Source organism: Okeania sp. SIO3B5, from assembly GCF_010692555.1.
Lineage (GTDB): Bacteria > Cyanobacteriota > Cyanobacteriia > Cyanobacteriales > Microcoleaceae > Okeania.
On record NZ_JAAHHG010000552.1, the window covers coordinates 1 to 6,474 of the forward strand.

At 39.9% G+C, this 6,474-nt stretch carries 3 protein-coding genes; all 3 read right to left on the minus strand.

Features of this window, described 5'->3' with window-relative positions:
• Nucleotides 1-310: 310 nt before the first annotated feature.
• The gene (gene hpnA, locus F6K54_RS37975; RefSeq protein WP_293089227.1) at nt 311-1,294 is read right to left on the minus strand and encodes a hopanoid-associated sugar epimerase; all 984 of its coding nucleotides are present in this window, start codon (nt 1,292-1,294) and stop codon (nt 311-313) included.
• 3 nt (nt 1,295-1,297) lie between these two features.
• Nucleotides 1,298-2,266 (minus strand): ribonuclease T2, encoded by a 969-nt coding sequence (locus F6K54_RS37980; protein WP_293089229.1) that lies wholly within the window; start codon nt 2,264-2,266, stop codon nt 1,298-1,300.
• A gap of 2,063 nt (nt 2,267-4,329) precedes the next feature.
• Nucleotides 4,330-5,829, minus strand: a complete 1,500-nt coding sequence (locus tag F6K54_RS37985) for an NAD(P)/FAD-dependent oxidoreductase (protein ID WP_293089231.1) — start codon at nt 5,827-5,829, stop codon at nt 4,330-4,332.
• Nucleotides 5,830-6,474 lie beyond the last annotated feature (645 nt).

Below are 6,474 nucleotides of genomic sequence, written 5' to 3' on the forward strand. Positions count from 1 at the left end.
TAAAAAAAATTTCATCTTCACCTAAAGAGCAAATCTTTCTAAATTCTCTTTTCTCCTGACTCCTGAGTTCTGACTCCTGACTCCTAGATTAACTATCTAATTACACCGATGCTACCGGATTTGATATTAGGTATTGAAAAAGTACATGGTTTTTAGCTCTTCATGCTCAAAAAGTTAGCACTTTGAGCGCATAGTTGGGCAAAAAAATTCTCCCCTACTCCCCTACTGCTTAAAAAAGACTTTTTCAGCAACCCTACCTACTCCCTTCCGTATCCGTATATCCGTGCCATAATCCGTGTGAGCCACTCCCCTACTCCTTCAAACCATAAACCCGAAACCAATCAACAGCATCCTGAAGGGCAACTCTAATGGAAGACTGAGGTAAACCCAACTCATTCACCGCCTTAGAAGCATCATAATACATTCGTTGTTGAGACATTCGTACACCATCCATAGGAATAGAAGGTTGTTTCCCCAAACTTCCCAGAATTATTTCATCAACCCATGCCACAGTCAAAGGCAACCAAACAGGAACAGTTTGTCTAGGAGCAGCTAAACCCGTAATCTCCTCCAATAAATCTAGTAACCCCTTAAGTGTCAGATTTTCATTTCCCAAAATATAGCGATCGCCACATTTCCCCCTTTCCAAAGCCAACAAATGCCCCCAAGCTACATCCCGAACATCAATAATATTCAAACCAGTATCTACATAGGCAGGCATTTGCCTACGCAAAAATCTGACAATAATATCACCAGTAGGAGTAGGTTTAATATCCCAAGCACCAACAGGAGTAGTAGGATTAACAATCACTACATCTTGCCCCATATTAACCGCCTTCACCGCCTCCTGCTCTGCCAAAAACTTAGACTTTTTATAATCACCAATCAACTTCTCCAGTGGAGACTGATAACCCTCATCAACAACCGCACCAGAAACCCCCACCCCAATAGCAGCAACAGAACTCGTATAAACAGTCCGCTCAACTTTTGCCCGTCGTGCCGCCTCCAAAACATTCCGCGTACCAAACACATTATTTCTGTAAAGCAACTCTCTATCCTTTTGCCACAAAGAATAATGAGCAGCAACATGAAACAAAACCTCACACCCCACCATCAACTCCCATAACTGGGAGTCATTTAAGTCACCCAGCACAACCTCCACATCCAAACCATGGAGATTATCCAGACAACTTGTGGGGCGAACAAGCGATCGAACAGCATAACCCTGCTGCAATAACAACCTGACCAAATTCGCCCCAATAAAACCACTGCTACCAGTGACAAAAGCTCTCAACTTCTAAAACCCAGCAGGATCGACAAGCAAATCATCGCAGAAACCTCTCTTTGTGGGCAGTAAAATATCTGCTAACTTATCTCCCACTAGAGGTCTACGCATTTTAATTTGAAACTCAGAAAACAAGCCATCCCTACATCTTACTTTCACACTTTTAGCAGCTCCTTCTCCAAAAGAATTTTCAAAAGCTGTATCTATCTGAGAACGAGTAATAGTTTTACCAATATTTTCCGCAAACAACTCCTGTACTTCAGAATCATTCACTTCTCGAAGTAAATCTAGGGAAATATCATAATAAGTATCTTCATCTCGCCCATCGCAAGTTCCATGTTTGATCCACTCGTGACGATGTAGATAAGACCGTACCCCAGGCATTAATACTGCTAAATCAGAAGTTGTCTGTTCATCCAGATCCAATGGAGGTAAATCATCCCAGTCTCCCTGCTTATCATTACTTTTGTCTTCATAAGACACACCACAATAGGATGCTCTATCAGGCCATAAGCCATGTAAAGTGAAATTAGTGGCATCGTAGCGGTCTGCTGTTTGGGAACGACACTCTGGTTTACTTTGCTTTGTTTGACAGAAAGCTGGTTGCCAGCTAATGGCAAGGACATATTTATCTATACAACGTCCTATAGGGCAGCTTTGACCAGTGAGTGTTTCTGTGTCGTCTCCTTGTGTTTCACTGATAATTTGTCCGTCAGGATCAAATTCACCACAGCTCTTGTTGACCCATTTAGTTTGTCCATCTACTTTGATATTAAAGTAGTCTCCAGTTTCTTTGTTTCGCCCTAAGACTGGGTAAACCTTTCCCACTTCAAGAGCGACAGGTCCAGTTTTCTTTCTGAAACTTGTGTAGGCTTCACAACTATTATTCATTGTGAAATTCCCATCAATTTGATAGAAGGCGAGAGCTGGACTTTGTCCCAACAGTAGAAAAGATAATAGGAATGCGATGATTAATCTCATTAAATCTCCTTTGTTATTTTGGTCGCAGAACTATTTCAATATATCGGAACGGAGGGACATTCAACAATTAATAATTAATAATTAATAATTAGGGCTTGCTGATTAAATCTAAAAGCATTGACATATAAAGACAAGTACCTTTTTGGGGCCTTTAAAAAGTGCCTGCTTTTCAGCTCTTCATGATCAAAAAGTTAGTCTTTTAGGCGCATAGTTGAGCAGAAAAATCATTCTTACAATTGTTACTCCTACCTCCTCGCTCATTCCCCTAACTCCTGTCTCCTGTCTCCTACCCCTACTAAAAGACTTTTTCAGCAAGCCCTAATTAAGCAACCTTAAATTCATAAGGTAATGGCAATAATTCATCTTCCTTTAAAGTTGCCATCGCATATTCGCGTCCTTGACTATCAGCAAACTGCTTCATAAAACCGATATAAAACGTCTCTCTTGGTGCGCGTTCCCTTGCGTCTGACGCCGACGCGGGGTCGCACCGCATAATTAGTTACATTTTAATGTTTACTTCCTGCTTCCACCGGAACTGTCGGCAGCACTCCGTCCACAGGCATCAACGACCGAGCCGACCGCATTTCTTAAATTAGAAGTAAACTAAGATAAGCCATTATATCAAATCCGGTTAAACAGCCATAGAATGGTTAAGTCTTTAGAATTCAGCAATTCTGCAATTCAGAATTCAGGAGAAGAAAGATAAGACAAGATGAGCGTAGTTATGACAATTAGATAATTTTTTTATGTCCAATTAAGCGGATTTGATATTACACACTTAACAAGCGTTTCAATAATAAAAGCAACTGAGTACAAACTCCTATTGCGACATCCGCAATAAAAGCAACTGAGTACAAACTCTTATTGCGACATCCGCAATAAAAGCAACTGAGTACAAACTCCTATTGCGACATCCGCAATAAAAGCAACTGAGTACAAACTCCTATTGCGACATCCGCAATAAAAGCAACTGAGTATAAACTCCTATTGCGACATCCGCAATAAAAGCAACTGAGTACAAACTCCTATTGCGACATCCGCAATAAAAGCAACTGAGTATAAACTCCTATTGCGACATCCGCAATAAAAGCAACTGAGTACAAACTCCTATCGTGCTTTGTTACCCTAAAAAAGCGATCGCCACTGCTATGAAAAATAAGGCATACTCCTCAAGAGTCATCTTTAAGATGACTTAAACTATTAGCCAAGGATTTCAATCCTTGACGAACTTGGCTTGGCGAACTTGGCTAGCCATGTCATCCGCCAAGAAATAAATTTCTTGGCTCAAAGCAGAAGTCATCTAAAGATGACTAGTGATCGCTCCTCTCCCCATAATTTAAAAAATAAACAGCTACAGCAAAAGGAAGAATAATACCAGGCATCATCACGATCGCTCCCTCAATCCAAACCAACAATTCAAATCAAATCCCAAAAAAAATCCGCGCCATGGATGGGAAAGGGAGTTGACAGCAGATTTTTTTCCAAGTAGGATTGTATTATTGGGTGCAACTCGCCCGTACCATTGATTTTTTATTCAATTAAATTTCCAAGCGATCGCTCCTCTCCCCATAATTTAAAAAATAAACAGCTACAGCAAAAGGAAGAATAATACCAGGCATCATCACGATCGCTCCCTCAATCCAAACCAACAATTCAAATCAAATCCCAAAAAAAATCCGCGCCATGGATGGGAAAGGGAGTTGACAGCAGATTTTTTTCCAAGTAGGATTGTATTATTGGGTGCAACTCGCCCGTACTCTTGATTTTTTATTCAATCAATTTTGTAAGTGATTGCCCCTATCTCCATAGCTGAAAAACTAAATAGCTACAGCAAAACGAAGAATAATAACAGGCATCATCACGATCGCTCGCCCAACCCAAACCAACAATTCAAATCAAATCCCAAAAAAAAATCCGCGCCATGGATGGGAAAGGGAGTTGACAGGGATTTTTTTCTCTAGTAAGATTGTATTATTGGGTGCAACTCGCCCGTACTCTTGATTTTTTATTCAATCAATTTTGTAAGCGATCGCCCCTATCTCCATAGCTGAAAAACTAAACAGCTAAACTAAAGACAAAGACTGATCAACAGAAACCAAAGTATTCGCACAAATCACCCCAGAAGCAGCTACTGCCGGAACACCAATACCAGGCAACGTACTATCACCCACTCGATACAAACCAGAAATAGGAGTATGAGGCCCAGGAAAACTACCATCACCAGCAACAATAGCAGGCCCATAAGAACCGCGATCGCGTCGTAAAAAGCGAGCATGAGTCAGAGGCGAACCAATTAACTCCAGAGTTATACGTTCTCGGACATCAGGAATAACCCTTTCCAAAGCCAAAAATAAAGACTCAGCTTTTTCACGTTTGCGTTGCTGATAAGAATCATCTTTTTGCCAACCAGAAAAAGATTCCAGAGTATAAGCATGAACCACATGATGGCCTGGGGGAGCAAGATGAGCATCCCAAACCGAAGGAATAGAAATCATACAAGTATTGCCAGGAGTGCTAATATCAACATCCCCATCCAGCACAACCACATGATGTCCTGTCAAATCTTCCAAACCATCAGCACGAATACCCAAATGTAAGTGCATAAAACTTTCTACAGCAGGAGTCGCCAAAGCAGCTTCCCGGTAAGAAGGCGGTAAATCTTCTAATTGCAATAACTTAGTATAGGTATCCCAAATCGTAGCATTGGAAATTACAACATTCGCCTTAACAACTTCATCCCCACGCAGCCTTACCCCTATTACCTTGCCAGACTCTATTAATATTTGTTCCACATGAGCATTCAAACGTAACTCACCACCCCAACGTTCTAAACCTCTAACCAAAGCATCAACTATGGCACCACTACCACCTATAGGATATTCCACAACAGAATTAGAACGTTCTCCCAACATAAAGGCCACCTCTGGAGCAACGGTACCATCAGCTTTTAAACCAGAGAGGAGAAAACATTCCAAGTCAATTAAACGACGTACCCATGGGTCTTGCACCCACCTGTCCATTATTTGTCCAACAGAACCTCCAATATCTCTTAGATAAGGTAGTAACTTCAGCAAAGATAGTCCATATTTTCCTAATAAAATAGGAATTAACCAAAAATCAGCTCTTAAAATTGTAGTGGGAATTTCTTTGAGGCCGTCATATATTTGCAAGAGATGCTCTTGAAATTGTTCTAATTCTTGAGCACCTTGAGTTGTGAATTTAGCAACAGCTTCTATGTAGGACGACGCATCGGAATAGATAGGCAAACTACCTTCAGGAAAATGATAATGTCCTAGAGGATCATAGACAACTGTCTCAATAGATTCTCCCAAAATTTCTAGGACTTTTTGTAAAGGATTGAGACTATTGGGGTCAGCTAGTCCACAATAAAATGAAGGGCCAGAGTCAAAATGGAAACCTTGACGAGAGAAAGAGTGAGCAGCACCCCCAGGAATAGTATGGCTTTCACAAATTAATACTTTTTTGCCATAGTAGGCTAGCATTGCTCCTGCAACTAATCCTCCAATGCCACTACCAATGACAATTACATCAAAATTTTTCATCAAGTATCTTGGGGTTACACATTATGGAATGATACTGCAAAAAATTGGTTTAGATTTTGACTAAAAAAAACCTAATGTTAATCATTCTAGCAATTCTCAAATCCAAAATCCTGTCCATCAAAAATCTCAAATCATTTGTGACTGTGCAACGCCAAGAACAGGGAACAGGGAACAGGGAACAGTAGGAAAAACATTTCCCTGTTTAAGGTTTATTTTCAGCATAAGTCAAACACCAACGAGTTATTTATTAAATTTTTTTTGAAAGAGGAGATGTCTATTAAACATCCCCAAAAATAAAAAATAAAATAAATTATAGTATATAAATTATCATTTATTTCCCCCTATTTCCTGATTCCTATTACCTATTTCCTCTTTTCTATAGAGATCTATTTAATATCTTAAATATGTTTCTACTCTAGCAAAGTAACTGAACTAATTAACGAAAAATTATGGTCTCAAGTCTCCCCATTTTAAGGTGAGAAAAAAAGAGCATATTCTATATTTCAACCCTGCTTATTGCAGAGGTACTGATAACTGTTAACGCAGTTCCTCCGATCGGAGGCTAACTGGTAACTGATAACTGAAATGACCCCTGTTATCTAATTTCCAGATATTTTCTGCATAACTCAAATAGGACTACTATAT